This window comes from Chryseobacterium sp. BGA-UO-ETr-SB22 (genome assembly GCF_059567885.1).
The window spans coordinates 1,158,524-1,183,933 of record NZ_JCAQOV010000005.1 but is presented as its reverse complement, the minus strand read 5'-3'; the positions used below and the strand labels follow the sequence as shown (position 1 = coordinate 1,183,933).

The 25,410-nt window shown below is 37.2% G+C and carries 25 protein-coding genes; 9 read left to right on the top strand and 16 right to left on the bottom strand.

What is annotated here, in order from left to right:
* Nucleotide 1: 1 nt before the first annotated feature.
* The 4 genes from AC57AW_RS12620 to AC57AW_RS12605 are packed head-to-tail and all read right to left on the bottom strand — an operon-like array spanning nucleotide 2 to nucleotide 4,420.
* A complete protein-coding gene (locus AC57AW_RS12620) occupies nucleotides 2–523 on the bottom strand; it encodes a QcrA and Rieske domain-containing protein (RefSeq protein WP_318846066.1) in 522 nt (173 codons plus the stop codon).
* Between the two features lie 11 nt (nucleotides 524–534).
* Nucleotides 535–1,110, bottom strand: coding sequence for a 4Fe-4S dicluster domain-containing protein (locus tag AC57AW_RS12615; RefSeq protein WP_149832750.1), 576 nt, complete (start codon nucleotides 1,108–1,110; stop codon nucleotides 535–537).
* 11 nt (nucleotides 1,111–1,121) lie between these two features.
* Complete coding sequence (locus AC57AW_RS12610; protein WP_496352157.1) at nucleotides 1,122–3,353, bottom strand: molybdopterin oxidoreductase family protein; 2,232 nt, start codon at nucleotides 3,351–3,353, stop codon at nucleotides 1,122–1,124.
* An 11-nt stretch (nucleotides 3,354–3,364) separates the two neighbouring features.
* Nucleotides 3,365–4,420, bottom strand: coding sequence for an MFS transporter (locus AC57AW_RS12605; RefSeq protein WP_496352156.1), 1,056 nt, complete (start codon nucleotides 4,418–4,420; stop codon nucleotides 3,365–3,367).
* An 891-nt stretch (nucleotides 4,421–5,311) separates the two neighbouring features.
* On the opposite strand from AC57AW_RS12605, the gene AC57AW_RS12600 reads away from it, so the two are divergent.
* Nucleotides 5,312–5,551, top strand: coding sequence for a hypothetical protein (locus tag AC57AW_RS12600; RefSeq protein WP_496352155.1), 240 nt, complete (start codon nucleotides 5,312–5,314; stop codon nucleotides 5,549–5,551).
* A gap of 37 nt (nucleotides 5,552–5,588) precedes the next feature.
* Here the strand turns inward: AC57AW_RS12600 and AC57AW_RS12595 are convergent, their stop codons facing one another.
* From AC57AW_RS12595 to AC57AW_RS12585, 3 genes are all read right to left on the bottom strand, one after another.
* Complete coding sequence (locus AC57AW_RS12595; protein WP_496352154.1) at nucleotides 5,589–6,509, bottom strand: hypothetical protein; 921 nt, start codon at nucleotides 6,507–6,509, stop codon at nucleotides 5,589–5,591.
* 2 nt (nucleotides 6,510–6,511) lie between these two features.
* A complete protein-coding gene (locus AC57AW_RS12590) occupies nucleotides 6,512–7,063 on the bottom strand; it encodes a DUF6932 family protein (RefSeq protein ID WP_496352153.1) in 552 nt (183 codons plus the stop codon).
* Between the two features lie 102 nt (nucleotides 7,064–7,165).
* On the bottom strand, nucleotides 7,166–7,612 hold the full coding sequence (locus AC57AW_RS12585) for a lysozyme (protein ID WP_496352152.1): 447 nt from the start codon (nucleotides 7,610–7,612) through the stop codon (nucleotides 7,166–7,168).
* Between the two features lie 488 nt (nucleotides 7,613–8,100).
* Between AC57AW_RS12585 and AC57AW_RS12580 the strand changes: the two genes are divergently transcribed.
* The 5 genes from AC57AW_RS12580 to AC57AW_RS12560 all read left to right on the top strand — a co-directional run bounded on the left by AC57AW_RS12580 (nucleotide 8,101) and on the right by AC57AW_RS12560 (nucleotide 14,383).
* Nucleotides 8,101–8,454: a hypothetical protein gene (locus tag AC57AW_RS12580; protein WP_496352151.1), complete on the top strand. Its 354-nt coding sequence runs from the start codon at nucleotides 8,101–8,103 to the stop codon at nucleotides 8,452–8,454.
* Between the two features lie 191 nt (nucleotides 8,455–8,645).
* Nucleotides 8,646–10,898 (top strand): TonB-dependent siderophore receptor, encoded by a 2,253-nt coding sequence (locus AC57AW_RS12575; protein WP_496352150.1) that lies wholly within the window; start codon nucleotides 8,646–8,648, stop codon nucleotides 10,896–10,898.
* A 3-nt stretch (nucleotides 10,899–10,901) separates the two neighbouring features.
* Nucleotides 10,902–12,347, top strand: a complete 1,446-nt coding sequence (locus tag AC57AW_RS12570) for an ABC transporter permease (protein ID WP_496352149.1) — start codon at nucleotides 10,902–10,904, stop codon at nucleotides 12,345–12,347.
* On the top strand, nucleotides 12,348–13,694 hold the full coding sequence (locus tag AC57AW_RS12565) for a DUF3526 domain-containing protein (protein WP_496352148.1): 1,347 nt from the start codon (nucleotides 12,348–12,350) through the stop codon (nucleotides 13,692–13,694).
* Nucleotides 13,688–14,383, top strand: a complete 696-nt coding sequence (locus AC57AW_RS12560; protein WP_496352147.1) for an ABC transporter ATP-binding protein — start codon at nucleotides 13,688–13,690, stop codon at nucleotides 14,381–14,383. Before AC57AW_RS12565 ends, AC57AW_RS12560 begins: the two co-directional genes overlap by 7 nt.
* 94 nt (nucleotides 14,384–14,477) lie before the next feature.
* Here the strand turns inward: AC57AW_RS12560 and AC57AW_RS12555 are convergent, their stop codons facing one another.
* Nucleotides 14,478–15,773: a cryptochrome/photolyase family protein gene (locus AC57AW_RS12555; RefSeq protein ID WP_496352146.1), complete on the bottom strand. Its 1,296-nt coding sequence runs from the start codon at nucleotides 15,771–15,773 to the stop codon at nucleotides 14,478–14,480.
* 68 nt (nucleotides 15,774–15,841) lie between these two features.
* Entirely contained in the window at nucleotides 15,842–16,891 is a 1,050-nt protein-coding gene (locus tag AC57AW_RS12550) for a serine hydrolase domain-containing protein (protein ID WP_496352145.1), read from the bottom strand.
* Between the two features lie 138 nt (nucleotides 16,892–17,029).
* On the opposite strand from AC57AW_RS12550, the gene AC57AW_RS12545 reads away from it, so the two are divergent.
* Nucleotides 17,030–17,272 carry a hypothetical protein gene (locus AC57AW_RS12545; protein ID WP_496352144.1) on the top strand — a complete coding sequence of 81 codons (243 nt, stop codon included), beginning with the start codon at nucleotides 17,030–17,032 and terminating at the stop codon, nucleotides 17,270–17,272.
* 74 nt (nucleotides 17,273–17,346) lie between these two features.
* Here the strand turns inward: AC57AW_RS12545 and AC57AW_RS12540 are convergent, their stop codons facing one another.
* The 3 genes from AC57AW_RS12540 to AC57AW_RS12530 form a co-directional block, all read right to left on the bottom strand.
* Nucleotides 17,347–18,111 carry a hypothetical protein gene (locus tag AC57AW_RS12540; protein ID WP_496352143.1) on the bottom strand — a complete coding sequence of 255 codons (765 nt, stop codon included), beginning with the start codon at nucleotides 18,109–18,111 and terminating at the stop codon, nucleotides 17,347–17,349.
* Entirely contained in the window at nucleotides 18,108–18,602 is a 495-nt protein-coding gene (locus AC57AW_RS12535) for a MarR family winged helix-turn-helix transcriptional regulator (RefSeq protein ID WP_496352142.1), read from the bottom strand. Before AC57AW_RS12535 ends, AC57AW_RS12540 begins: the two co-directional genes overlap by 4 nt.
* A 91-nt stretch (nucleotides 18,603–18,693) precedes the next feature.
* Nucleotides 18,694–19,542, bottom strand: coding sequence for a helix-turn-helix domain-containing protein (locus AC57AW_RS12530; RefSeq protein ID WP_496352141.1), 849 nt, complete (start codon nucleotides 19,540–19,542; stop codon nucleotides 18,694–18,696).
* A 71-nt stretch (nucleotides 19,543–19,613) separates the two neighbouring features.
* On the opposite strand from AC57AW_RS12530, the gene AC57AW_RS12525 reads away from it, so the two are divergent.
* Together AC57AW_RS12525 and AC57AW_RS12520 are read left to right on the top strand one after the other, a co-directional pair.
* The gene (locus tag AC57AW_RS12525) at nucleotides 19,614–20,990 is read left to right on the top strand and encodes an MFS transporter (protein WP_496352140.1); all 1,377 of its coding nucleotides are present in this window, start codon (nucleotides 19,614–19,616) and stop codon (nucleotides 20,988–20,990) included.
* 37 nt (nucleotides 20,991–21,027) lie between these two features.
* Nucleotides 21,028–21,417 (top strand): hypothetical protein, encoded by a 390-nt coding sequence (locus tag AC57AW_RS12520; protein ID WP_496352139.1) that lies wholly within the window; start codon nucleotides 21,028–21,030, stop codon nucleotides 21,415–21,417.
* Between the two features lie 68 nt (nucleotides 21,418–21,485).
* Here AC57AW_RS12520 and AC57AW_RS12515 read toward each other — a convergent pair whose 3' ends face one another.
* From AC57AW_RS12515 to AC57AW_RS12500, 4 genes are all read right to left on the bottom strand, one after another.
* Nucleotides 21,486–22,136: an HD domain-containing protein gene (locus AC57AW_RS12515; RefSeq protein ID WP_496352138.1), complete on the bottom strand. Its 651-nt coding sequence runs from the start codon at nucleotides 22,134–22,136 to the stop codon at nucleotides 21,486–21,488.
* Between the two features lie 91 nt (nucleotides 22,137–22,227).
* Entirely contained in the window at nucleotides 22,228–23,085 is an 858-nt protein-coding gene (locus tag AC57AW_RS12510; protein WP_496352137.1) for a helix-turn-helix domain-containing protein, read from the bottom strand.
* A gap of 112 nt (nucleotides 23,086–23,197) precedes the next feature.
* Nucleotides 23,198–24,355 carry an MFS transporter gene (locus AC57AW_RS12505; RefSeq protein ID WP_496352136.1) on the bottom strand — a complete coding sequence of 386 codons (1,158 nt, stop codon included), beginning with the start codon at nucleotides 24,353–24,355 and terminating at the stop codon, nucleotides 23,198–23,200.
* Between the two features lie 135 nt (nucleotides 24,356–24,490).
* Nucleotides 24,491–25,405: a helix-turn-helix domain-containing protein gene (locus AC57AW_RS12500; protein ID WP_496352135.1), complete on the bottom strand. Its 915-nt coding sequence runs from the start codon at nucleotides 25,403–25,405 to the stop codon at nucleotides 24,491–24,493.
* Nucleotides 25,406–25,410 lie beyond the last annotated feature (5 nt).

The following is a 25,410-nucleotide window of genomic DNA, read 5'->3' as shown; positions in this document are numbered from 1 at the left end:
TCTATCCGTGAGATTCTGCGGTTTGTTTTACGAAATCTGTTACGAATATTTTATCTTCTTTGATGACAACTGTAAGTTGCGGAAGTGGTCTGGGTGGTGGTCCTTGTATAACAGAACCATCCTCCGGATTGAAAAAGCCGTGGTGGCAAGGACATTCTATGACTTTTTCATTATGATTGTATAAAACAGAACAGGAAAGGTGGGTGCATTTCTGCTCGAAGACTTTCCATTTATCTTCCGCCAAACGAATCAGCATATAAGGCGTTCTATGGTCTTCATTGATGTAGAAAGTCCGCATTCCCCCTACATTGAGATCTGTAGTTAATCCAACAAAATATTGCCCTATTTCCTTTTCTTCTTTAAAAAAATTGAATGCAGGAACTGCAACATTGGCCAAAGCTAAAGTCCCTGAGAAAAAGGTAATCAATTTGATGAATTCTTTTCGGGAAACATAGGCTGCTTCACGTTTTTTAATCGGAAAATCGGCTTTCCAGGCGGGTATTTTTTTATTATCTTCTGACATTGTAATTAGTTTTAAAAGACTTTTAATTCTTCACTGCCTTTCGGCATCATTATATTTACTTTTGTGTTTACTATTTCTTTTCCGAAAATAAAGCGGTTTACCGGTGTACTGTTCGGTCTTTTTTTAGCTACGTTTTCTCTGGTATCAAAGGTTAATGCCCCACTTGGGCAAACTGTGGCACACATAGGCTTCAGTCCCGTACTGGTTCTGTCGTAGCACATGTTGCATTTCATCATCAGCATTGCGCTCTGATCCGGAATTTGCGGAACTCCGAACGGACAGCCGATAACACAGTTGGCACAGCCGATACATTTGGAAGTGTCTGCTGTGTGAACAATTCCGTATTCATCTTTTGTGATGGCATCTGCCGGACAAACATTGGCACATATAGGATCTTCACAGTGCATACATACCTGAACGGTAGTCTGAATTGTTTCTGCTCTGTCCACATAATGAATATGAATCATTGAAGTTTCTCCATTGGTTTCGCACTCTGCACAAGCCATCTCACACGAGTGACACCCTATACATCGCTGCATGTCAACGAAAAACTCCATATCATTAAATCTTTCAAATTGCTCTGCCATAATTTTTTTACTTAATATTGAATGTCTCTGCTTTGATTGGCAAATTCTTTTGAATGCTCTCCTTTTTTCCTTCCTGTTTTTTCTATTTTGCAGGCACAGACCTTAAACTCAGGAATTTTTGAAACAGGATCCAAAGCATCAATCGTTAATTGATTGGCTGAGTTTACGCCGCCCCAATGGTAAGGGATAAATACCGTGTCCTGTCTGATTGTTTCCACCACATTTGCAGGAAACAAAGCATTTCCTCTTCGGGTAGAAACTTTGATCAGATCATTTTCTTCAATACCATATTTTGCGGCAAGATTGGGATGAATTTCCAGTAAAGGTTCCGGATACAGGTCTACTAATTTTCCAATTCTTCTCGTTTGTGAACCACTTAAATATTGGCTTACCACTCTTCCTGTAGTTAGAACAATCGGATACTCTTCATCCGGTTCTTCGGTTGGCTTTCTGTAAGGGGTAGGATTGAAATGTGCTTTTTTATCGTTGGTATTAAATTGTTTGTCTTCCCAAAGCCTTGGTGTTCCAGGATGATCTTCAGTAGGACAAGGCCAGAAAATACCTAAATTCTTTTCTACTCTTTCATAAGTAATGCCGTAATAGTCTGCTGCACTGCCTTTTGAAGCGACTCTTAATTCATTAAAAGTTTCCTCACTATTTTTATAATTGAATTTATCGCCTTCGCCTAATCTTCTTGCCAATTCCATCAGAATTTCACTATCTCTCTTGGCTTTCCCCGGTGGTTCTACTACACCCCGGATTCTTATTACACGGCCTTCTGCTGAGGTAGTTGTTCCTTCTTCTTCTTCCTGCAATGAACCTGCAAGAATGATGTTGGCATGACGCAGGGTTTCGGATAAAAAGAAATCAATTCCGGCATAAAATTCCAGTTTTTCTAATGCTGCACGAACATTGTTATTATTGGGTAATGAAACCAGCGGGTTAAAACAAATTGATAAAAGCCCTTTGATCTCACCGCGGTTGATGGCTTCGATAATCTCGTAAGCACTCAATCCTTTTCGCGGCATATCTTCTTCTTTGATTCCCCATACATCGGCAACAAATTTTCTGTGTTCCGGGTTTTCAATATCTCTGTTTCCGGGAAGCTGATCGCATTTGTGACCATGTTCTCTTCCACCCTGGCCATTCCCCTGTCCGGTAATTGTTCCGTAACCGCAATAAGGTTTACCGATTCTGCCTGTTGCCAGCACCAAATTGATACAGCTTGAAACATTCTGAACTCCTTTGGAATGATGTTCTATTCCTCGGGCATGCATCAGGAAGCTGGTTTTTGCTTTCCCCCACATTTCTGCGGCTTTAAAAATCAATTCTTTTGGAATGCCTGTAACGGCTTCACCCCATTCTAATGTACATTCTTTTACTGCCTCGGCTGTTTCTTCAAATCCTGAGGTATAATTGTTAATGAAATCATTATCCAGCCAGTTATTATCAATCAGAACTTTAAGCATCGTATTCGTTAATGCAGAATCGGTTCCCGGTCTAAGGGGTAAATGAATATCTGCAGTTCTTGCAATGGGTATCTGACGTGGGTCAATCACAATTAATTTCGCGCCATTATCGCGGGCTTCCCAAATCTTGTGTGTAAGAACCGGAAAACATTCACTTACATTGGCTCCGGTAATGATAATGACTTCTGCATGTGCTAAATCTGCCCAGCTGTTGGAAGAGCGGTCCATCCCGAATGCTTTTTTATTTCCTGCCCCAGCACTTACCATACAAAGACGGCCGTTGTAATCAAGATTAGCAGTTTTTAAAGCAACACGGGCGAATTTTCCTACCATATAACTTTTTTCGTTGGTCAGTGAAACACCGGAAAGCATTGCAAAAGCGTTTTTCCCATACTGGTCCTGTATTCTTCTGATTTCTTTAATGACTGCATCATATGCCTCATCCCATTCTATAGGTACAAAGCCTTTTCCTTCTACTCTTTTATAAGGTGAAAGTAAACGATCCGGATGATTGTCCTGCATATACCGCTGAACTCCTTTGGGACATAGTCTTCCTTCATTAAAGGGAAAGTCGTTCCAAGGCTCAAAGCCTACCACTTTTTTGTCTTTTACTTTTAGCTGAATTCCACACTGCAGACCACAAAAGCAGCAATGTGTTTTTATTAAGGCATCAGGATTCTGAGGATTAGATCTTACTGTTCCTTTATTCGGATAGTGTTGATGTGGTCCGAATACACTGATGATTTCGTCGGCTGATACGGGTAATTTTGCCATTGTATTTTATTTTAACCAAAATAAGTTCCTGATTCCTGTCTTGCTTTAAAGTGTGCTTTTGCAAGCATTGCTCTTTTTCCTTCCGGGCTATAGTCTAAATAGCTTTTACCGTCTTCACGCTCAAGATCAAATCCCATTTCTTTTGTAATTTCTTTTAAGTCTTCGATATGCATTGTTGTAGTGTACTCGTCTCCGGTATGTGGGCAAACCTGCATTCCTCTGCGTTTTCCCTCAATTTTATAAATATTGGCTCCTACCTGCGCAGGTCTTTGGAAAATGTGAAAGAACTTTCCAAAAGGAATCCACATCAGAAACAGCGCTACGGTAATGGCATGGGTAATTGCCATAAACTGGCTCATCTTCCCTTCCAGAAAGGAATAGTCAAACCAAATTCCCAACCCTGTAACAGAAACCGCTACAAGTAAGATCAATGGCAGCCAGTCTCTTTCAAACCATTGGGTTGCTATTTGTCCTTCATCCACAAATCTTCTGTGCATCATAATCAGACATCCGATAATAACCATAATGGCGGTCCAGACCAGGATATGAAATAATATGAGAGCCATTATTGTATTGAGTGGGAAAGTCATCACTGTAAAACCCATCATATGGGTTTCGTACATATCAGTAGTTCCTTCCTTTAAGGTAAAATGCATCCACCCGAATGTCAATCCAAATGTTACTGCAAAAGAGATAAGACATCCTGTGGCTAAAAGAAAATGCCCAAACCATCTCGCCTTACCTCTTGGAAGAATAAACCGTTGAAATAAAATATTACGAACCGATAAACGGATCACTTCTTTGAGGTATACGGGATAATCTTTACTGAAAATAAATTCCCATGTACGTTTCCAATATTTCTGTGTTGCCGGACGCTGTTTCCATACCGAATGGTGATAGACCACTCCAAAAGTCATACTGATTGTTCCGAAGAAATAAATAATTAACGCTGCATCAAAGTTTTGAAGATTAACGGACCCTATTACTGTCATAGCGATGACCACTAAGGTTGCAATAATGGCATTAATGAATGCTTTCCTGTTGATATTTGTAAAAATGCTGAACATCTTTTATGTTTTAATAGTCACTCATCAATAATCAGAGGTAGACTATATTATTCTTCAGCAAAGATACAGCAACAAAATTTTAAATAAGACTATTTTGTCTTATTTAAAATTATTCAAAATAAATTCTATGAATTATAAAGTATAAAATATTAATAATCAGAACATTAAATCAATTATGATTTACATCATATAATAACTTATCCCATTTATTAAAAATATTCGAAATGTCTTAAGCTCATTATATACAGTCAAAATTAAGTACATTCAATAAGGGGCGATTGCTGAACTTGTCTATTTATTGATGAAAAAGATCTTTGTCAATAATACCGCTATGGTCTGTATCAATCTGGCTGATAAGATTAAAGGGAAATTTTACCTATAATCATATTTTATAAAAATAATATTTATATAAATTTTGGAATAAAACCGGATTATCTCCCGAATCAAAATATTCATATATACTTTCCATTCGCAATAAATCTTCTTTAAAAAAATTCGAGAAATCATCTGTTGGGCTACCTATTCAGACTTATATATTTAAGCCTTTCCCAACAAAAAACCTCCCTTGAATTGGGAGGTAAAAGTGCAAAATGAATTATAAGTTATAATGATGTGGTGTTAAATAAAGTCTCTCTTAAAAACTCTTTTTATCACGAACAATGCATATGCCATAAGCTTCACTGTTTAATGAAATCGTTCTTTTTGTGGTACATTTTCTTTTAACGCAAAAATCCCCGGCAAACCGAGGACATTAAAAAAACTTTGACTTGTACTTTTAGTTTATACAAACTCCGTAAATATACGGAGAGACTGTAGTTATAACTCTACGGGAAACCGTAAGGATTGATTTTGAATTGTTTGTAGATTAGGTGCTTAAAAAATATAATAATTATGACAATCGAATTCACAATTGATCAATGGCAAGAACTAGCACCAGGTGTTTATATTATTTTATTACAAACCAATGAAACATTGGAAACTCCATTAATGCAAGCGTTCAGATATTTAGACCCAGAAGCAAAAACAGTAATGGGATTAATTACACCAAATATGTTAAACTACACAAGCATGAATAATACTATAATAATGCAAAGTCATGAGCCATTTGCAGGATATATAGCGATTAGATAGCAAAACAATCTCCACTAATAGGTGGGGATTATTTTTTTTATATATCTCTTATTTCTAACAATTCATATTCTGTCTTCTCATTCCCTGTAGTATATTTTATTTTGTATGTTTTCAAGTGAATCAGGCATTCTCTATTAAGAAATAATCTATCATATTCAACCAAAGATTCTTCATCAAGTTCACTACTGATTGTCCCTGATATTGAATTTGACGCTTCATCTAAAATTTCAAATCTATTGGAATCTAAAAGTAAACCTCTAAATATTCCTTTCAGAAAAAGTTCGTCTTCATCTTCTACAGCAGAAGAAACTCTTTTTGCAGCCGCATCTACTTGTTCACTTGTTAGTTCTACATGCAATTCACCACTATCCATTTTAAGAATTGACTTTTCATTTGAAATTTCTTGCAAAAGCTTTTTAAGGTAACTTAAATTTCTTTTAGGAGTATTTTCAACAACTGATTGAAAAGAATCATCACTTTCGGCTGTATTTTTAATCATTTCTATAACATCCTTCATCGCCTCTGATGTTTCTATCTGATCATACAAATCATTTTCATCGTAATCCATTTTTGTCAATTCTATTCCAAAAGACCCCGTGGGTAGAGCAGTCAAGTAAAGATCATTATTAGCTTTTTTCTTTGCACGTCCTCTACTTCCTGTCTTTCCATATTTCTTAATTGCTAATTGTGTCTTTACTAGTCCTTGAATGGGTGATATAATCTTACTGACAAATGTTGATTTTATCCCTTCAGAACCTGACACAGCATTTCCACTAAATAAAAATTCTATTACTGGATCATAAGATATAGTAGGCATTTCTTCGAGTTCCAGCCTCAACATATCTATTTTTTCTTTAAGACCAATAGACATAAATGGATGATCCCTTACCATATCTAGTAATCTTTCAGTATCAGCAATCTGCGCGTTAATATATTGTATTTTGCTAAAGATACTCATGATTAAAGTGAATTTAAGTAAAGTAATGCTTTATCATCTTCATACATTGTATTTAAAGGTATTTTCAATATTCCTTTCCAAACTCCATTTCGTTTATGTGTAAATAATTGTATCCAATATCTTGCCGATTCTACTGTAAAACCTGGATCATAGTCATAATGAACCGGATAATGATCCACTTTATATGTGCTTTTAGCTAATAAAGGACTGAAGAACTCAGGAAATATGGTATTGACTGTACGCTGTTCAGGAATTGTTAAATTTCCAAAAAATGTAACAACATCTATATCTTTGGGATCTCTACTTTCTGATTTTTCAATATTCTCCAGAAAACTACCATCAATCCACTGAAAACCAAAATTCAAACCCACATCACGCATTCTTGATCTAAACTCAATAAATTTCTTTAATAAATCAATGCGCACAGCAGATGTGGAAAACTTCTCACATAATTCTAATGTTGTACATTCATATGGAGAAACATTTAATCTAATTCTGGGATCACCTAAGTGGGGAGGCAACACATGATTATGGTCAAAGTCTGGAATTGGCATTTTTTATCTGATGGTTATTGTATTAAAACAAATATACAATTATTTACAAAATGCAATATTACGGTAAACCATAATGCTATTTAAAAACGGTCTTATAGTACTTCAGCTTATTTCGCAAAAAAACAGCTCAGCTTCAGCCTTTCTTCTCCGGATCAAACCATTTAAAATTTTTCCTCCGGAAGTAATATATCGTTTTGTAAACCAATTTCTGATTGCCTGCTCTTCTGCTTTTTTATTAATTAAAGAAAACAAAGTTTCAGATCCTCCGGTATTATAAGCATGAGAAACCAAAGCATCAAACTGATTCTGATTAAGTTCTATTTTCACTTTTGAGTTCACGATCTTTTCATAAGTTGGCAGGACTTCAGCGAATAGCTCTACTCCTTGTTCTTTTGTAATTGCTGGATCTTTCATGGTCACTTTCTTTCCTTCAGGATAATAAGTGTTACCATACCCAATTGTTGGAATTCCTGCAGCATCCAGATAAGGCTTAGCGCTGAAGCCTTCAAATGATACAATCAGACTGATTCCTTTTTGTGATGTTTTCATGTATTTAGTTTTATGTATTGCTCAGCAAAATTAAAATTGTAAATCCCAAAACTGTGAGGAAAAACACCTGTTTTTATCCAGTGTTATTATTGTTTTCCTTTTATGTACTGACTTTCTTATTATCTGCTAAGATCTCTGTATTTTACGGTTGTTGCTTATCTTCGGCTTGTTAGCGCATGTTTGCTGAATTTGCTCAATCTCTAGATTTATTGAGGCTGTAACTTATAAACTTAATATAAAACAAAAACCTCCCGAATCATCGGAAGGTTATACTGTAATTTGTCAGAAATATGAAATTTCAATGGGCCAAATATAATAAGTGTTTATATCACAAAATATGATCTGGATCATACTGCTATGGAAAATATTTCATGGGCCCTACGGAAGATAAAATCATTAGGTTCGAAATCATAGCTTGAAAAATATCTGTTACTTTTTCTTCATCATCCCATTTTTATCAAATTAAATTGTACTTTTGTTTTTCTATTATGCAAAAATTTCTCAGAGTCTTTTTTGTTTTCTCTTTACTTCTGATATTTGTTTCTAATGTCAGCGGTGTAAGCACATGTCTTGATCATGCTAAGCACGCAAAGAGTAAAGTGATCTATAAAAAAGGTTCCAAAGAAGAGAAAATTCCTACCTTTTCACAGGACGACGAATGTCAGTGTGTGCTTCATATGCATATGAGCAATGTTCTCCTTCCTGAACCTTTGGACATGGATTTTGCCATCAATAGTACAAATGACAGCGAAATGCCTCAACCGAAAGCCATTTGGTACCGTTGTCTTCTCGACTTCTTCAGCTCCCGAGCTCCCCCATCCTCATTTTTCGCGGCAGCTTAATCTATAATACTGCCCCTATTTTTTGTATACAGATTTCTTAGTCTGTACTGTGATTCCGTGGATACCTGTGTTTTCACACAAGTAAAGATATCCTTTTATTAATGGGCGTTTTCACTGCCCGTACATTCCTATTCATGATTACCAGTAATTTTAATTATTCGGGAATAATTCATTGTATTTCCCCAAATTCTGTGAAACTTTTAAGTTTAAGTTTCCTCACCGCCTCCTCATTTCTGTATGCTCAGTCCCGTTCTGAAGATTCCTTATCTACAGTGGTACAAACAGTTGAGATCATCGGAAGAAAGTCTAAAGATTATACATCCGACTACTCTTTTGCTGCTACCAAGATTGCTATGAAAAACAAAGAGCTTCCTTTAACCCTTAATACGGTCACCAAGGAGCTAATCACCGACCGCCAGGCCTTTCAGCTTGGAGATGTTATGAAAAATGTGAACGGAGTCTCTCCTTCCAGCTATTACAACCAATACAACATCCGTGGAATCAGTCAAAATGAAGAAGGACAGATTATCAATGGAATGCGGACAAGACAGTATTATTTTCTACAGCCTATGACTTCCAATATCGAACGTGTGGAAATTTTCAAAGGTCCGGCAAGCATTACAATGTCCAGTGTAGATCCCGGAGGAACAATTAATATGGTTACTAAAAAACCATTGTCAACTTCCCGCCACGAGATCAGTTCATCGGGAGGAAGTTTCGATACTTACCGTGTTACTACAGATCTTACAGGCCCTTTAAATAAGAGTAAAACCCTGCTGTATCGTTTTAATGGCGCTTACCAAAATGCTCATTCGTTCAGGGATCACGTCAAAAACAGCGGGATCCTGATTTCTCCTTCCATCACCTTTGTTCCCAATGAAAAGACCTCTGTGAATGTAGAAATGATTTTCAATGATCTTTATGGAAACCTGGACAGAGGACAACCCATTTTCGGTGCTGTTGCAGGAAAAACAGATTTGTATAGTACTCCAAGATCTTTGAACCTTGGAGCTCCTGATGATTTTTTTAAAACCAGGGAATTGATTTTAATGGGAAGTGTTGCCCATCATTTTAACCAATCCATCAGTTTTAATGCCTCCTATATGAAACAATACTGGAGAGAAAACCTGCAGGAACACCGAACAACCAATTCTTTTGTCCCTGATATGGATAACAAACCGATTTCCAGTCTTGCAATGATGCAGTTTGTACAAAGAAAACAAAACTGGGCAACAGACAATATCAATGCTTATTTTAATTTTAAATTCAAAACCGGAGCTGTTCAGCATCAGGCTTTAATAGGCTATGACAGTCAGATCTGGGAAAAACGTAAAGGCGGACAGCAAAATGCCGCAAGAGGTTTTCTTTTAAAGAATGGTTCTGTAGCTCCTTCTTACAAACCAGCCAATGCTGCTGATTATCAGACTTTCAATTACAACGGAATACTCATTCCTAAGCCCAACGTCACTCCGTTTGATCTGAATCAGGGTGCAGATAATTATCAGGGTAATGATTTTAATACTTTGAATGTCATAGCTCCCCTGCCTTCTGCTCTTACCACTACACACGCTGCCTATATTCAGCATTTTTTCACGTGGAAAAAGTTTAAAATTTTATCTGGAATACGTCAGGAATGGTTTCAGGACATTACCAATTTCAAAGAATCCAATGAGTCTTCATTCCGGAATAATAAACTTCTGTACAGATTCGGGATCACTTATAGTCTTACGGATAACATTAATTTTTACGGAACTTACCTTACGGGGTTCCAGCCACAATCCAATACGGTGACATTAATGCCCAATACCTCCAGCCTTACAGGATCTGCTGCCAGATTTAAACCTTTGACATCCGATCTTAAAGAACTGGGAATGAAAGCACAGCTTTTTGGAAAAATCTCATTGAATCTTGCTGTGTATGAGATCAATCAGAGAAATATTTTAATCAATGCCAACAATCCTTCGGAACCGGATGAACTTGTACAGCGAGGGGCCGACCGGAGCCGTGGATTTGAAGCTGAGATTTCGGGACATATTCTTCCTCAATGGCATATTTACGGAGGTTACAGCTATATTGATGCTAAAATACTGGATGATACGAATCCTGATCTTGTGGGGAAAAGGAAAGAAAATACTTCTAAAAATTCTTTCAATATCTGGACGCGCTACAATTTTTCAACCATAGAGTTTATAAAAGACTTTGGAATTGGAGCGGGAATGCTTTATCAAAGTTCAAAAGTACCATGGTTTACAAGAAGTTTTGAGCTTCCGGCATATACCACCATAGACGCTGCATTGTATTATACTCCAGCAAAATCTATTCAGCTGGCTTTTAACCTGAATAATATTACCAATAAGGTCTACTGGATCGGCGCTCAGAATTACTTAAGACTCTTTCCAGGTACCCCAAGAAACTATTTACTAACTGCTACTTATAAATTTTAAATTATGGCTATTTCAAACTTACAACTGATTGTGAGAAAGACCTGGCAGGACCTGTTTAAAGGGAAACAGAACCTGCTCATCACCATCACTGTACTCCTCTTCTGTATGCTGAGCATCGGCATTGGGTTTACAAAATACACCGATTCTTTTTCAAAAATAAAGGAATACCGGGAAGAAGTCCGGGAACACTGGGAACACAGGCCTGATAAACATCCGCACCGTATGGCTCATTACGGCTATCTGGTTTTCAGAATCGGGCATCCACTGAATATTTTTGACAACGGATTAGATGACTATCTTGGAAATGTGATATTCCTGGAAGCGCATAAACAGAATACAGCCAATCTTTCGGAAGCAGGAAGTTCAGGTACTTTGGTAAGATTCGGAGCTTTCAGCAGTGCTTTTATTCTGCAGAGTATTGTACCTCTGATTATTCTTTTTTTAGGGTTTGGATTAATAGTACAGGAACGTGAGAACGCTACCTTAAAAATCATCAGTGTACAAGGGGCATCGGGAAGAGATATTATCTGGGGAAAAGTTCTGGGACTCTGGCTGTTTTCTTTATGTTTCCTGATTCCGGTAATTCCTGTTGTATTTGTGGCTGCATTAATGTCACAAACTACAGATTTGGCTGATATCCTGATGCGTTTATCATTGCTGATGCCCGCTTATATGATCTATTATTTTTTCATCAGCGCCTTAACGGTTATCGTTTCTGCGAACAGTAAAAGTACCTCTTCAGCACTGATCGGTCTTATCGGGTTCTGGCTTCTTTTCATTATTGTTTTGCCAAAAGGAGTTCAATTTGCAGCGCAGAATTTATATCCGGCTCCTTCCCGTATTGCTTTTGAGACCAATCTGGAAAAGGATATTTTAAAATCGGGAGACAGCCACAACCCCGACGATCCCCATTTTAAGAAAATTAAAGATTCTCTACTCGCTCATTATAAAGTAAGTACGACTAATGAACTTCCCTTCAACTACGGCGGGTTTGTCATGAAGGAAGGGGAAAAGATAAGTTCCCGGATCTATATCAGGCATCAGAAAGAATTGCAGACCATTTACCACAAACAACAAAACCTCACAGACATTTCGGGATTAATCAATCCTGCCATTGCTGTTAAAAATTTTTCAATGATTGCAACAGGTACTGATTTCTTCTCTTATACCCAGTTTCAAAAGCAGGCTGAAGAATACCGTTATCAGATGGCTCAACACTTAAATGATCTGCAGATAAAGCATATCAGTAATATAAAACCGGAAAAAGGAGGACCGCCTGCTGTGATTGATAAAGATAACTGGAAGAAATTCCCGGACTTTAATTATCAGTATACGAATGTTTTGGACAGCTTGAAAGAGCAGTCAATACCTGCTGTTGCTTTACTTCTTTGGTTAGCAATAGGTATCGCTGCCATTGAAATAAGTGGAAGAAAATTAAAATTAATCTAGATGAATCGTTATTTATACATACAATTTTACCGTAACAAAGCATATATCATTGCGTTGTTATTCTTATTCATGGCCGGGATGATGGCTATTTATACCGGGAAGAAATTTCTGGACCGGAATGAAGATATTATTTCTAAAAGCGGAGCATTCCAGAAAGAAAGCATAGAAAGGAATACGAAGTTTCATAAAGATGATCTGGGATTGGTTCTTTATTATATTAAGTTTAATCTGGTGAATGAAACTCCCAGACTGGCTGCCTTGAATATCGGAATGCGTGATTTAAATCCTTCTATACAGGGAGTCACCATCCGGAATCTTGAAGAACAGCGTTATAATTCTGATTTTTATAATCCAGCCAATGCTGCTGTAGGAAACTTTGATTTCAGTTTTGTGGTTGTATTCCTTTTCCCGTTGGTGATTGTCGCTTTTTGTTATAATCTGATTTCTGAGGAAGAAGAAAGAGGAACCTGGAAGCTGCTGTCAGTTCAAAGTGGCAATTTACAAAAGCTTCTGGATCATAAAATGCTCATACGACTGGGTGCTGTAACAGCAGTGTATCTGGCATTAATGATTATCGCTTCGGTATGGATAAACATACCTTTAGACCTTTATTATTTTGCGTTTGTCATCAGTGGATGGCTTTATATTCTGTTTTGGTTTGCGCTGTGCAGATGGGTTATCTCTTTCCGGAAATCATCAGCTCAGAATGCATTGATTCTTCTCATTGTATGGGTCAGCATCAATTTTATCATTCCGATGAGTGGTAATATCCTGATCCAGAAGATCTATCCTGTACATGAATCCCTTAAAGCGGTTATGGAACAGAGAGAAGGCTATCACAACAAATGGGATGAAGCCAAACACCCGACTATGGAAAAGTTTTACAAAGTATATCCTCAATACAGAAATTTTACGGTAGAAGAAAATGATACATTTACCTGGACCTGGTACTACGCTATGCAGCATATGGGTGATCTTGAGTCTGCGAAATCTGCAGAACTGTACACTGAAAAAATGCAGAAACGAAATCAGGCAGCAACTTATTTAGGCTATCTTCTTCCGAATCTCCATACGCAGCTTACAGAGAGTCATCTGGCAAAAACTGATATGAGTAATCAGCTGCAGTATGCTTCTTCTCTCCAAAAGTTCCATGAGAAAAAACGGTTGTTCTTCTACCCGCTTATTTTCTCAGGAAAAAATGCAGAATCTATCAACTGGGCACAGCAAACCATAGAGGTATTCAGCTTGTCTGAACATTTGAAGTGGTTTCAGCTATTGCTGCCCTACCTCATCTTTATTGCTTTATTCATCATCCTTTCACAAAACAAATATAGAAAACTATGTTAAAAACAATCAACTTACATAAAAAATACAACGATTTTACAGCCCTTCATTCTCTTAATCTTGAAGTAAAGAAAGGGGAAATTTTCGCTCTTTTAGGACAAAACGGAGCTGGAAAAAGTACAACAATCAATATTCTTCTGGGGCTCATTAGAGCCACTTCCGGAGATGCTTTCATTAATGAGATTTCTGTAAAAGATGAACCTCAAAAGATAAAAAAACATCTCGCTTATATTCCTGAAACTGTTCTTTTATACCCTCATCTCACTGGAATAGAAAATCTGGATTTTTTCTCTAAGATCGCAGGATTTGATTATCAAAAAGATGAGTTATCTGCATTACTTAAGCGTACTGGCTTACAGGAAACCGCTCACCAGAAAGCATTAGGTGGCTATTCTAAAGGTATGCGTCAGAAAGTAGGAATTGCTATTGCGTTGGCAAAAGATGCAAAAGTCCTGCTTTTAGATGAACCCACCAGCGGACTGGATCCGATAGCTACAGCAGAATTTACAGAGATTGTACGCCAACTCGGTAAGGAAGGCAGAACGGTTCTAATGGCTACCCATGATATTTTCAATGCGGTAAGTGTAGCCACTAATATCGGTATTATGAAGCAGGGAGAACTGGTGCAGAATTTACCTTCCAAAGCCTTTACTGCACAAGAAGTACAGGAGTTGTATCTGAAAACAATCTGATGTTTCGTTTACTTCAATAAGTAACTTTTCATATTTAATTTGGTTGATGCCCAGTGACTTTTATAGTCATTGGGCATTTTTTGATCCCTGTTATTTATGCCAATCCTTTTTTATATTCTGCTAAAGCTCTTTCACGGGCAAAGGCATGTTCTACTATCGGAGCGGGATATGCTGGTGTATTCCATTCCGGAAGCCATTTTTTTATATAAAGCATATCTTTATCAAATTTCTCAACCTGAGCCGTTGGATTGAAAACCCTGAAATAAGGAGCCGCATCACAGCCGCTTCCTGCCGCCCACTGCCAGTTCCCATTGTTGGCAGAAAGGTCATAATCATTCAGCTTTAAGGCAAAATAAGCTTCTCCCCAACGCCAATCAATCAGTAAATGCTTACATAAGAAGCTCGCCACAATCATTCTTACACGGTTATGCATATAGCCTGTCTGATTAAGCTGTCTCATTCCGGCATCTACAATAGGATATCCTGTAGTTCCTTCACACCAGTGTTTAAATTCTTCTTCATTGTTCCGCCAGTTGATATTATCATACTGCTTTTTGAAAGATTGATGAACTACCTGTGGGAAATGATATAAAATCTGCATAAAAAACTCACGCCAGATCAATTCTGAAAGCCATGTTGCATTATGATTCAATGCAAAAGCCACACATTTCCTGATACTGACTGTTCCAAACCGTAAAGCAATTCCGAGTTGTGTGGTATGCTGTAAGGCCGGATAATCGCGGTGTTTATCGTAATCATCAATAATGGAAGCATCCAGAGTCGGTTTTGTAAAATCAAAATCTGTTTTTCTGAAACCGATCTCTTGTAAGGTAAGGATATCAGAATGTTCCTGTGAAAAGAGATTTTTAAAGGATAATTCAACAGATGTATAATGTTCAGGAGTTAATGCTTCCCTCCATTTCTTGGCAAAAGGGGTGTAAACGGTATAAGGCAGTCCATCTTTTTTTACAATCTGATCTTTGTCAAAAATCACCTGATCTTTAAAAGCTTTAAAAGGAATATTCTTTTCCGTAAAGAAATAATAAACCTCCTTGTCTCTTTCAATCGCCTGAGGCTCATAATCCCGATTGCAGAAAACACCCTGAATATCATACTCTTCTGATAATTCCCTGAATATCTCTATGGGTTTACCATAATAAGTATTGACTTTTGAATGGTATTTTTTCAATGAAATATTGATATCCGTCAAAGCCTGATGGATATAATCTACCCTTCTGTCTTCCTTATCTTCCAGTTTCCCGAGAATATCGCTGTCAAATATAAAAACAGCTAATACCGGAGTGTCAGATTGCAGAGCGTGGTGCAGACCCATATTATCTTCCAGTCTCAAATCACGTCTGAACCAGAATAGGGTGACTTTATTTTTCATATTCAAAGGTACTTTGTTTATCTAATTTAATCTAACATCCTTTAAAGATAAACAGAATTCAATAGGTCCTATTTCCCGGTGTTCAGAAACTTATTAAGTCTTACCGCAAATTCCCACTGCTTACAGCCTGCCATAAAATAAACAAGTCCTATTTTCTGATCTTTATAAATCTGAAACAGAGAATTATAGCAGTTGCCATTGCTTCCTCCATGATAATATTTGGCTCCGTACGGTGTTTTTTCTACGAATACACCCAGTCCCATCGCAATTTTCAAATTCGGATCCATATCCGGTTCATGAATTTCTATCTGAGGAACAGCCATCTCCTGAAAAATACTTTTTGAGTCTGCACTTTCTTTCATGAGCCGAATGACAAATTTTGCATATTCTCTGGGCTCCGTATATAAACTTGAGGATACCCGGGCTTCCCGGTAAGGCTGATTTCTGGCTCTTTCTCCGGTATCTGTAATGCCATCCGTTATATGTTTCGCTACATAATCATTATAAGTGAGATAAGAGTTTTTAACAGACATGGGTTTAAATATATACTGCTGAAAAAGGTCCTCCATTTTCCTACCTGTGAGATGTTCTGCCACACGGGCAAGATATTCGTATCCTTCTCCTGAATAATCAAATTTTGTCCCGGGAGTGAAGTTAATGGTCAGCTTATTATCTCCCCGCCAGTTGGGAAATCCTGTGGTATGATCCAAAACCATTCTTGCCGTTATTAAGGTATAGCGTTTATCATAAGCAATATCATTATTAGGCAGATAGGTATACAGCGGAGTATCCAGATTAAGTTTTTTTTCTTTAGCAAGCTGAAGAACAATATAGGCAAACATCGGTTTTGTCATGGATGCTGCCTCAAAAACAGTATGTTCATCAACAGGTTGAAGCTGAGTATTTTTAGTACCTGCAGCTTTAAAATAGACTATTTTATTATCCTTTATAAGAGCCATTGATAATGCCCGGATCTGAAGAGAATCCATCTGAACAGCAATAAATCGATCAATTTCTTTTGGAGATAGACTGGCTCCTTTCAATTCTTTTATCTGGGCCGTCATATTCTGGCTTATGAAAAAGCCTGTCAATAATAAATATACTTTTACATTTTTCATAGGTCTGTATTAAAGTTCTGTTATTCATAAGCTAGACAAATATAACAGTCATAAGGTTACATGTTTGAATATTTTCACAATAATTATAATAATTTTCCGACCTTTGGCCGGATTTTAAATGAGTAGAAAAGTATAATAATGGAAGAATTTGAAGTACCCGTTTTCTATAAAGGGAAAGAGCTGTTTTTCAACGGAAAACTGGCTACATTCTCTTATGGATATAAGCTTTATGTAGATGTGGATGGAACTGAAGTGGTTATTGAGCGTGATGATCATGGTGACTTAAGAGCTCTTTTACCAGATGCGGCTTCGGAAAAAACTATAGATAAAGGGCTTATTGAAGCCATTATTGAGGTTTTTAAAGAACTTCAGGTTTTATAATTCATTTTCTGAAGGTTACAATTAAAAAAAGAGATCCTGAAAGATCTCTTTAAATTCAAATATTGTAATTTCATTTACTCGAAGACTACATAATTTACCTTATCTACGCCCGTATTTCCTGTTTTCTCATGATATGCATACAGAACAAGTTCATAGTTTCCCGGAGAACTGATGAGGTGACTTCCTTCAAACAGATTGGTTGAAACCAAAGATATATCTATATTCTTCACAAATTTGCCGTCTTTTTTCAGAATGCCCTTCACTTCAATTTCGTCGGAATTCCATACGCCTCCTTTATCAATGACACATCCGCACATCATGACAATATTAGCCTGAAAGAGGAAAGGTTTATCTTTAATGCTGCTCAAAGCAATATACTGATGGGTTCTGGGTTTCAGAATATCAATAATATATCCCGGGATCTCAAGAATAACTCCTTCCCCCAGAATATGTTTTCCGGGAATCAACCATAATTCTGTACTTACCACCGCCTGGGCCTGTTTGCTGTTCAGAGGAGAAATGACTTCTATATTCACAAATGTGGGTTCATCAATATCTACTGCTGCCACAAATCCCCCGGTTTGATCATCTGCAATTGAGTTTCCTCTTACTTTTGGAGTTTTCATGATCAGATCTGTGTTTCCAGTACTTCCGGTGGTATTTCCTTCGGCCAGAATCCTTTGATTAAGTTTATTTCTGATGATGATATGAGCTCCTCCTAGTGAAGTTCCGATAAATTTGGCATCTCTAGCTTTTGCGCGTACCATTATTTTTGTTTCCGTTGCCGAAATCATAAGATTGGAAAAAAGAAATGCTGTGATGAGAATTAATGCTTTCATGATTGGGTTGATTTTAAATATTCCTGTTTAAACCTGTGATGGAAAGATTCATCTTTTAATTCCTGATCAATATGATCCAGATACGTGAAAATCGTCAGATCTTCTGATAATACTTTCAGGATTGCTTTTTCACAACTATCCCAGATCTGCTCCAGCTGTGGAAGCATTTCAATGGCTTTGGGAGACAATGAAATAATCTGTTTCCGTTTATCCACACTGTCTTTTTTGATGATGAGATAACCGTTTTCATTCATTTTTTTGACAATAACCACAACAGATGGATGTGAATATCCCAGTGGTTCAGCAATATTGGTAATTGAAATTTCCCCTTTTTTCTTCAACAGCATAAACACTAGATACCAATTAGGTTCAACATCAATCCCGAATTCTTTATAAAATTTACGAACATCATGAGACATCCTGTCGCTGATTCTTTTCAGTCTGCTATCCAAAGCTTTATATCCTAATTCTTTAATAAAATCAAAATCCATCTGAACTATATTTGCTGTAAATATATAAAAATACAAAGTCAACTATATAGTTAACTTTGTATTTTTTTGAATTAAGAATTTAAGATAAAAGTTATTTGAAATTCTTTCTGTATTCACCGGGCGTCACTCCCCTATATTTTTTAAAAAGCTTGGAAAGATGGCTTTCATCACTGAACTGGAGCTCATAAGCGATTTCACTTAAGCGTACACTGCTGTATTTTAAATAGGTTTCAACCAGCTTCAGTCTATAATCCAGCAGATAATCCTGATAGGAAACTCCTGTCTGCTGTTTGAAATACTCTCCGAAATAATTCCCTGAAATCCCGAAATGTTCAGCAATAACCTGAATTCCACTTTTCTCACGGTCTTTTATATGCTGCTGAATATAAGCTATGATCTTCATAATGGAAAAAGCCTTCCGGTTTTCCTGAAGGTCTGAAGTTTCACTCTGAATGATATTTCTGGCAATCAGATTGAGAAGGATCGACATGCAATTGCGGATGATAAGATAATCCTCAGCTTTGTTTTTGAACTCATTCGCGATCTGTAGAATTAGGGTTTCCGCAAATTGTTCATCATTTTTATTCCTGAAGACACAGCCAGCCCTCGCATGATAATTATGGCTGATGTACTGGAGTTTATACAAATTCTCACAGCTTTCAATACGGTCTGCCTCTAGTCTGATTTTATCAATAAACTCAACCGGACACTGAATACTGATAAGCTGAGCAATTTCACTCTCAAAACGGTACTCTTCCTGTTGAGGAATAATGAAAAGCTTACCCTGAGAAAAGTTAATACTGCGATCATCATAGGTAAGCGTACCTTTTCCTTTGACAATATAAACGAATGAGAGAAAAGCTTTTGTTTTAAATATGATCTCTTCTTCTTTCAGTTGTATTTCTCTTACCTCAATCTCTTCAAGTGGCAGTCCTTTCATTATACACTGTATTTTCCTCCAAAAGTACAATTTTAACAGAGCACAAAGCGGGTATTTTTGTATAAAAAAACATGAACACATATCCGAAACGATGGCAGGCACTCAATTTTCTGATTGCAGGTGCATTTCTCTCTCCGCTGGATTACTTTATTGTCAATATGGCTTTGCCTTCTATCAAAAAAGCATTCAGTGCCAGCGATCATCAGCTTCAGATGGTCATTGCCATCTATGGACTTACGTATGCAGCACTTGTTGTTTGTGGAGGAAGATTAGGTGATATTTACGGCCGTAAAAAAGTATTTATATCAGGATTATATACTTTCCTGTTCTCATCTCTGGCCTGTGCCTTCTCTCCTGATGTTACATGGCTGATTATTTTCAGACTGTTTCAAGGTGTTGGTGCATCATTGCTTGCCCCTCAGGTGTTGGCTTCTATAAAAGGTCTTTTCAGCAGTCAGGAGCAGCCTAAAGCTGTGAGTCTTTTCAGTTCAGTATTTGGGCTTGCTTCAGTGGCTGGACAATTGCTTGGCGGAGTTCTTCTAAGTATGCATTGGGGAAATTTTTCCTGGGAAATGGTTTTTCTTGTGAATGTACCTATTACTGTGATTTGTATTCTGGGAATCCATTTTACCATGAGTGACGGCAATAAGAAAGAACAGACAGGCATTGACTTTACAGGAGCTTTATTATTAATCCTGGCTTTACTTATGCTCATCTGTCCTCTTATTTTCGGACAAAAATTTGAATGGGCCTGGTGGATTTTCGGAATTCTTTTTTCCGGAATCTTACTCATAATCATGTTTCTAAAATATGAGAAAAAACAGCTTCAAAAAAACCGTCCGATACTTATAGATCCGGCACTGCTGCTGCATAAACCTTTTGCATTAAGCCTTCTTATTATTTTCTTTTACAATTTCACGGCAGGGTTATTCATTTGCTATCCTTATTACCTCCAGCAGTTTCTTCATCAAAACTCAATGCAGACAGGATTGGCTATCGTTCCTTATGGGCTTGCATTTTTTCTGGCACCATTGATTACTTCACGGACAAAACTGGCTACTGACAAAATGATTTACGTAGGATTAGGATTGTTGTTGACCGGATTTTTACTCAGTGCGGCTGCTTTCTATTTTCAGCAAAAACCATCTTTTATCACTCATACTACCCTTTTTATTGCCGGATTTGGGCACGGTACTATTATGCCCGTTATGATGCGCACAGCTATTTCTCTGGTTGCTAAAGATAAAGCTGGTCAGGCTTCTGGTCTGGTAAGCATAGGCATTCAAATCGGAAGTGTGACCGGCGGAGCTGTTATTGGGACTTTATTTTTTAATCTGATCTCAATTCTGGGATTCAAAGAAGCATTTGTGATAGCTGTGGGAATGATTGGTATTTTTCAACTTATTGGAATAAGGGCAGGAAATAAATTGAGGAAATTCATTGATTAAAAGACATTTAAATAACAAAAAAATTATACATTTAAATATGAGCAATACAGAAAAAATTATTCAGGAAATAGAAGAATTTCACAGGAATATTGAAAAATGGTTTCAGGGTAAAACAGACAATCGGGAAAGTCTTTACAACGAATTATTATCCGGATTCTCTCCGGACTTCAGAATGATAAATGGAAACGGAGATACTGTTACACTATCCATGCTTGGAGATTGGCTTCCCACCGTATTTGGAAAATTTCCGGAACGAAATATTCAGGTTGAAAATATACAAGTACATTATTCCGATCATCATGGTCTTGCTACTTATATCGAGACTCAGATCACAGGAGAAACTACAAACAAAAGACAATCGTCAGCTGTTTTTCTGTTAAATGAAGAAAAAGCGTTGTGGTTTCATCTTATTGAAAACTGGATATAAACGTATAATAGCCCTGATCATCTGAGAATGTCCAGGGCTGTGTAATTGTAAGCATAAATTTCTTTTGCTTATTCAGACCACGGCGAATGCAAAATACAGTCACAGAAGTTTTTCCTTTGGAAATTCGGGATCATTAAGGCGCAAACATCCGCCTTAATATTTCCAAAAGTGGTTTCTGTCTTATGTTCAAAACCACCGAAAAAAGTAGGAATAATCTTCTTTTTAAAATCATTTCTCGGAAAAGCTTTGATAATTTCCTCCCGATGCTCTGCACTCAGGTTTTCATATCCTTCTCCCATCACATCCAATCCTACTCCTGAATACATTAAGGCTACTTCATTCTCTTTATGTTCTGCAATTCCAATAGTAGTGTGAAGTGCAATGGTATCCCAAACCAGCTGAAGTTTATCCTGAGCAATCCCATGCCCTTTCAAAAAGTCTCTTGCCGCATTGGCTCCGTCTACCTCAAATCTCAGGTCAGAACTGCTGTAATGAGAAACAAGCCCAAGATCATGAAATACTGATGCCACATATAACAGTTCTGTATCATGAGCCTTGTTTTCCCGTTGGGCATTCAATGATGAGAATAAAAAAACACGCAGGGAATGATTGTAGATAAATTCTGTTCCGTGTTCCAATAGAAGCTCTGTGGCTTCTGTTGCGATTTTACTGTCCGGAATGATGATTCCGGCAACTTCTTTCATACGATTTACTGACATAGCTTTATGTAATTTTATCCAAAGGTATTCTGATTACAAATGCCTGAGAATATCAATAAATACAGATAACATGTCAAAATTTCCTTCTGTATTATATTCCGATATGAATGAAATTACTCCGATAATTTGCCGGAGATATTTCCGTATTTTTTTTGAAAAAGTGACTGAACTGCTCCGAGGTTCCGAAATTAAGTTGATAAGCAATCTCTTTTACGGTATAAGAGCTAAACTGAAGAAGTCTTTTCGCTTCCGCAACAATCTGTCCGTTAATGATCTCTTTTGCGCTTTTATTACTGCATCGTTTACACAGTTCACTCAATCTTCTGGGTGTTATATTCAACATTTCCGAATAATCATTCACAGCATGAAGACTTCGGTACTGACCACTCAACTGCTCCATAAATTTGCGGTAAATGATATAATCCTGACTGTCAAAAGTTTCTTCCTTTACGATTTTTATGTTAGCTAATTTGATCATAATGATCTTTAAATAAGCTGCCAACACATCCATCTGATTGGGATAAGACTCTGTTTTGTATTCTGTCAGTAAAATTTTAAACAAACTTAAGAATTCGTCTGTTTCAGTCTGATCCGGTAACAGCTGTTGATTCGCAGCAGCATTATTAAACAAAACCGCTTTACAATTACTGGCACTGGAAGGCACTCTTTCCCAAAAACAGTCTCCAAAAGAAATATGATAGCCACAGACATCAGAATGATTTTCAGACTTACAGATCTGGCCTTTAGAGAGTAAAAAGATTTTCTGGCCTGCAATATCAAAAGAATGTTCATCTACACTCAGTACCCCTCTGCCGTTCTCAACCATTAAAATATGGTGATAATTGAGTCTTACAAAGCTTCCGGAATAGAGAATATCATCCTCCAAACGCTTGACAGAAAAAGAATGATCAATAACAGATTCTGTTAAAATTCCTAAGAGCTGTTTCATAGAAGGAAATTTTTAATAAAGATAGAAAGATTTTGAAATGCAAGATTAACAAGGAATAATGAACCAGAAAATGTCAAAAAAAACCTAACGGATGTCAAAATTCCCTGAAAAGTTATGATTTTCTGAAAACCTTCATCTGTCCGGCCATAATCGCCAGTAAAATTCCAAAACAGGCAAAAAGTCCGTATGAATAGCGAAGATCAAAACTTTCAGCAATATATCCGATTAGTGGCGGCCCCATCAGGAATCCTAAAAATGAAATACTGGATACAAACGATAGTGCAATACTTGGCGCTACCGTACTCACCTTTCCCACTGTGCTGTAAACTGACGGCACACTCAGCGAACTTCCAAGACCAATGATCATAAAGGCGAGGATACAGATCCATAATTCCGGGAAGAAAACGCTTAAAAAAAGTCCTCCGCTCATCAGGATACCGCAACATTGCAAAACGATCTTTTTCCCATACCTTTCTATGATTCTGTTCCCAATAAACCTACCTAAAGTCATCATTAAAATAAAACTTGTATAACCCAGTATCACAAGGTTTTCAGGTGCTTTAACTATAGTTTGAAAATAAACCCCGCTCCAGTCGAACATCGCTCCTTCAATCGCCATACTCAGAAATCCTATGATTCCCAAACCAAACAGTGTAGGATTCACAGATTTAAAAATTGACCGGGTTTGCGGCTCTGCTTTATGAATAATATTGGTCAGATTTCTTTTACTGTAGAACCAAAGTACTCCTACCAGAATAAAAATAGTGACAAAATGATAGAAAGTTCCCACATGAAGGTTAATCATCAATAAACCCACAATAGCTCCCGTAAGACCTGCAAAACACCAGGCTCCGTGATAAGAAGAGAGAAGGGATCTCTTGGTAATAGATTCTATTTCAATCGCCTGCGTATTGATCGCTATATTGCACATATTTCCGGAAACTCCAAAGAAGAACAGAACAATTGCCAATGTCCAGTAAGAAGGTGATAAGCCAATTAACAGAAGGAAAAAAGGATACAGCATAAAGCATCTTTTAATAATCCCGCTGCTTCCGTAGATACTAATCAGTTTTCCCGCCAAAACCATTGTTGAAAGTTGTCCTATCGGCATGAGAAGTAAGAGGGTTCCTAATTGTGCCTCATTGATGGATAGAGCGGTTTTAATAATAGGAATCCGGCTGGCCCAGGAAGAAAAAACAAGTCCATGGGCAAAGAAAAGTAAAAAACAGGCTGTCGGCATTTTTGCATTAAAAGATTCTCTCTCGTTCATTATAACAGGGTAATAAAAATTCCTTTTGCAAAGGTAGACACGCCCCCCTATTAAAATCTAGTCCGTTTTTGTCATTTTTATGTTCCATTTTAACCAATAACAAAAAACACCCGGTAATTGAACCGGGTGATATATCTAATTGAATGATTGTCTGTAACTCAGAGGGGTTTTGTCTGTCTTCTTTTTAAACAGTTTATTGAATGACTGTGGATGTTCAAATCCTAACGCATAGGCGACTTCAGATACCGAGAAGCCTGTTGTGGTAAGATATTCCTTCGCTTTTTCAATCAATTTCTCGTGAATGTGCTGCTGGGCATTCAGCCCTGTAAGATTACGGAGCATATCGCTCAGATAATGAGGCGACAAATTAAGAGTGGAAGCAAGGAATTCTACCGTAGGAAGCCCTTTATTCAAGGTTTCCTGCTGATTAAAATAATTTTCCAGCACAACATCCATTTTGGTCAACAGATCGCTGTTTACCGCCTTTCTTGTGATAAACTGCCTTTTATAAAAACGGTTGCTGTAATTGAGAAGAACATCCATATAAGAAATGATAACATCCTGGCTTACTTCATCAATCGTTGTATTCAATTCATTTTCAATAGTATCCAGCAGCCCTGTTATCGTTGTTTTTTCCTGATCAGACAAGTGCAGCGCCTCATTGGTATCGTAAGAAAAGAAACCGAAGTTTTTGATATTCTTTGCTAAAGGGTAATTTCTGATAAAATCAGGATGTACCATTAATGTATAGCCATAATATTCTGCATTTTCATCGGTGGAAAGAACCTGTCCGGGCGCGGTGAACATCATACCTCCTTCATTGAAATCATAATATCCCTGACCATAGCCCATTTTCCCGGTGGTAGAATATTTATACGAAATTTTATAAAAATCCAGGATAAAACTTCTTTTCAGCGTATCCTTTTTAATACTCATTTTCGTATTATCCACAAGGCTTACCAACGGATGAAGCGGTTTTGGGAGCTGCAACATATCGTGCAGTTCTGATATGGATGATATTTTCAGAGGAATGTTATCTTTCTTTTCCATGATAT

What these genes read in the sequence shown, in the direction of transcription:
- AC57AW_RS12620 (WP_318846066.1), bottom strand. Translation starts at nt 523, where the DNA reads ATGTCAGAAGATAATAAAAAAATACCCGCCTGGAAAGCCGATTTTCCG.
- AC57AW_RS12615 (WP_149832750.1), bottom strand. Translation starts at nt 1,110, where the DNA reads ATGGCAGAGCAATTTGAAAGATTTAATGATATGGAGTTTTTCGTTGAC.
- AC57AW_RS12610 (WP_496352157.1), bottom strand. Translation starts at nt 3,353, where the DNA reads ATGGCAAAATTACCCGTATCAGCCGACGAAATCATCAGTGTATTCGGA.
- AC57AW_RS12605 (WP_496352156.1), bottom strand. Translation starts at nt 4,420, where the DNA reads ATGTTCAGCATTTTTACAAATATCAACAGGAAAGCATTCATTAATGCC.
- AC57AW_RS12600 (WP_496352155.1), top strand. Translation starts at nt 5,312, where the DNA reads ATGACAATCGAATTCACAATTGATCAATGGCAAGAACTAGCACCAGGT.
- AC57AW_RS12595 (WP_496352154.1), bottom strand. Translation starts at nt 6,509, where the DNA reads ATGAGTATCTTTAGCAAAATACAATATATTAACGCGCAGATTGCTGAT.
- AC57AW_RS12590 (WP_496352153.1), bottom strand. Translation starts at nt 7,063, where the DNA reads ATGCCAATTCCAGACTTTGACCATAATCATGTGTTGCCTCCCCACTTA.
- AC57AW_RS12585 (WP_496352152.1), bottom strand. Translation starts at nt 7,612, where the DNA reads ATGAAAACATCACAAAAAGGAATCAGTCTGATTGTATCATTTGAAGGC.
- AC57AW_RS12580 (WP_496352151.1), top strand. Translation starts at nt 8,101, where the DNA reads ATGCAAAAATTTCTCAGAGTCTTTTTTGTTTTCTCTTTACTTCTGATA.
- AC57AW_RS12570 (WP_496352149.1), top strand. Translation starts at nt 10,902, where the DNA reads ATGGCTATTTCAAACTTACAACTGATTGTGAGAAAGACCTGGCAGGAC.
- AC57AW_RS12565 (WP_496352148.1), top strand. Translation starts at nt 12,348, where the DNA reads ATGAATCGTTATTTATACATACAATTTTACCGTAACAAAGCATATATC.
- AC57AW_RS12560 (WP_496352147.1), top strand. Translation starts at nt 13,688, where the DNA reads ATGTTAAAAACAATCAACTTACATAAAAAATACAACGATTTTACAGCC.
- AC57AW_RS12555 (WP_496352146.1), bottom strand. Translation starts at nt 15,773, where the DNA reads ATGAAAAATAAAGTCACCCTATTCTGGTTCAGACGTGATTTGAGACTG.
- AC57AW_RS12550 (WP_496352145.1), bottom strand. Translation starts at nt 16,891, where the DNA reads ATGAAAAATGTAAAAGTATATTTATTATTGACAGGCTTTTTCATAAGC.
- AC57AW_RS12545 (WP_496352144.1), top strand. Translation starts at nt 17,030, where the DNA reads ATGGAAGAATTTGAAGTACCCGTTTTCTATAAAGGGAAAGAGCTGTTT.
- AC57AW_RS12540 (WP_496352143.1), bottom strand. Translation starts at nt 18,111, where the DNA reads ATGAAAGCATTAATTCTCATCACAGCATTTCTTTTTTCCAATCTTATG.
- AC57AW_RS12535 (WP_496352142.1), bottom strand. Translation starts at nt 18,602, where the DNA reads ATGGATTTTGATTTTATTAAAGAATTAGGATATAAAGCTTTGGATAGC.
- AC57AW_RS12530 (WP_496352141.1), bottom strand. Translation starts at nt 19,542, where the DNA reads ATGAAAGGACTGCCACTTGAAGAGATTGAGGTAAGAGAAATACAACTG.
- AC57AW_RS12525 (WP_496352140.1), top strand. Translation starts at nt 19,614, where the DNA reads ATGAACACATATCCGAAACGATGGCAGGCACTCAATTTTCTGATTGCA.
- AC57AW_RS12520 (WP_496352139.1), top strand. Translation starts at nt 21,028, where the DNA reads ATGAGCAATACAGAAAAAATTATTCAGGAAATAGAAGAATTTCACAGG.
- AC57AW_RS12515 (WP_496352138.1), bottom strand. Translation starts at nt 22,136, where the DNA reads ATGTCAGTAAATCGTATGAAAGAAGTTGCCGGAATCATCATTCCGGAC.
- AC57AW_RS12510 (WP_496352137.1), bottom strand. Translation starts at nt 23,085, where the DNA reads ATGAAACAGCTCTTAGGAATTTTAACAGAATCTGTTATTGATCATTCT.
- AC57AW_RS12505 (WP_496352136.1), bottom strand. Translation starts at nt 24,355, where the DNA reads ATGAACGAGAGAGAATCTTTTAATGCAAAAATGCCGACAGCCTGTTTT.
- AC57AW_RS12500 (WP_496352135.1), bottom strand. Translation starts at nt 25,405, where the DNA reads ATGGAAAAGAAAGATAACATTCCTCTGAAAATATCATCCATATCAGAA.